Source organism: Chitinimonas sp. BJB300, assembly GCF_002735695.1.
GTDB lineage: Bacteria > Pseudomonadota > Gammaproteobacteria > Burkholderiales > Chitinimonadaceae > Chitinimonas.
In genome coordinates this window covers 1-2,185 of record NZ_PDZH01000272.1, presented here as the reverse complement: position 1 = coordinate 2,185, position 2,185 = coordinate 1, and the positions used below count along the sequence as shown (strand labels likewise).

Annotated in this window: 2 protein-coding genes; both read left to right on the top strand. The window is 59.4% G+C overall.

The window, feature by feature from the left end; genetic code table 11:
- Nucleotides 1–979 (top strand): DUF7146 domain-containing protein (locus CSQ89_RS21205; protein WP_143747130.1); only part of this gene is annotated, 979 nt, incomplete at its 5' end.
- Nucleotides 976–2,185, top strand: a 1,210-nt coding sequence (locus tag CSQ89_RS21200; protein WP_099407944.1) for a DUF927 domain-containing protein, incomplete at its 3' end; no start/stop codon positions are given. The genes CSQ89_RS21205 and CSQ89_RS21200, both read left to right, overlap by 4 nt.

The window sequence follows — 2,185 nt, the reverse complement described above, 5'->3', positions numbered from 1 at the left end:
CAGCAAGCGCAATCGACCCTGTCCTTGCTGTGGCGGTACTGACCGTTTCCAATGGATAGACAAAGACGCAGGTCGCTTTGTCTGTCGGGCACTAGAGGGCCAGGGCGGTGATGGCTTTGCGTTGGTCATGCACTGGCAGGGTCGTGACTTCAAGGCTGCTTTAGCCGCTGTAGCCGGCGTGTTGGGGCTGGGTGAAACGCAAGCCTTGTCGGTATTACCTGCCAAGGTTGCCACAACACCGACCAAGCTGGATGGGCGCGCTATCGCCCGGAAGCAAGCAATAAAGCTGGCGCGTTTGTGGGAGGAGGCCCAGCCCCTCACCAAAATGGATGCAGCCTGCCGCTACCTCGCCCAGCGTGGCCTGTATTTGGAAAGCTTCCCCGCCTGCCTACGTCATCACCCGGCATTGCCGTATTGGTGCGAGGTAAAGGGCGAGCCTAAGCAATTGGGTTGCTTTCCGGCATTGCTGGCACAAGTCATCGATGCCAAGGGTCAAGTAGCCGCCCTGCACCGTACCTACCTCACTGACTCGGGGCACAAGCTGGCACTGTCCCATCCAGAAACAGGCGAAGCATTACCCGCCAAGAAACTGATGGTGCGCAGCGAACGGGCCACCGAAGGCGCAGCCATGCCGCTTTATGCGCCCGATGCCGGTCGGCTTGCCCTGACTGAAGGGCTGGAAACCGCGCTGGCGGTGCATTTGGGTAGCGGCTTACCAGTATGGGCCTGTGTCAGCGCAGGCGGGTTGGAGCGGGTGGTACTACCCGATACGGTGCGTGATGTCTTTATCTTTGCCGACCACGACGCCAGTCAAACCGGCCAACGGGCGGCAGAGCGCCTAACCCGTCGTCTACAGAAAGCTGGCCTGCGGGTACGCACCCGCCATCCGGCCCAAGTGGGTAGGGATTGGCTCGATGTCTTCAATCAAAGCCAACGTATACAGCCAGGCAACCCAACTAAGGAAGGGGTGACACCATGAGCCGCCGTGACGATGAACAAGTATTGCGTATGGCGGCTGACTTACCCCCTGATGTGCTGGGGCCACGCTTTGATGTCAACGACCAAGGGGTGTTCTTCATTGGCACCAAGGTGGATGTGCAAACCGGTGCCGTAACGGAAATGCCGCCCATGTGGTTGTGTGACCGCATGGAGATCATCGGCCGGGGTACGGACGAGAGCGGGGAGCATTACCGCATCGTGTCATGGAAAAGCCGGGGTAATCGTGTGACACAAACCAAGGCCATCCCACTGGGCCAGATTGGAGAACGCAATAGTTGGGCGCTACTGAGGGCACATGGCTTGGCCTTAGCAACCAATCGCCGCGCATTGGAACAACTTGCTGCATGGTTGCAAACTGGCGGTAGTGACACCATGCACCATGTGACCGAGCGAGGTGGCTGGATACATGGGGCTTATGTTCTCCCGAGTGGGGAGATTATCGGCACACCCGAATTGCCGGTTTTCTATCTCGGGGATCAGAGCCATGCAGCAGCTTACAAGGAGCAAGGTACGCCTGAGGCATGGCGCGACACAGTGGCCCAGCTGGCCCGAGGTAATAGCCGACCTATGCTGGCTATCGGTGCAGCACTCGCCGCCCCGCTACTGGGTCTCGTCGGGTTGGAATCGGGAGGCTTCCATCTCTATGGCCCCAGTGGCTGCGGCAAGACCACCTCGGCCAATGTCGGGGCGTCAGTATGGGGCTTACCCCGCGAGCAAATGCTGAATTGGGATGCGACGGCGATTGCACTGGCAAATGCTGCTGCCGCCAGAAACGACGGCTTGATGCTGCTGGATGAAATGGGTCAGGGCAGCCCCGAAGCGGTGAGCATGGCGGCTTACCGCCTCTTCAACGGCACGGGCAAGATGCAGGGGGCTAAAGAAGGCGGCAACCGCGATATGCTGCGTTGGCGGGTGTTGGTGCTCTCGACGGGTGAAATCGACTTAGCTGCTTTTATGCAGGGCGGTGGCAAACGAACCAGGGCGGGGCAGGAAGTACGGCTGGCCAGTCTGCCTGCCGATGCCGGCAAGGGCATGGGGGCATTTGAATGCTTACATGGTCACGAAGGCAGCAATGACCTTGCCAAGGCGTTGGATAAAGCCGTTGCTGCACAACATGGCAGCGTCGGGCGGGCCTTTGTGGCTTATGTCGCTGAACATCTTGAAAGCATCAAGGAACGGCTTACTA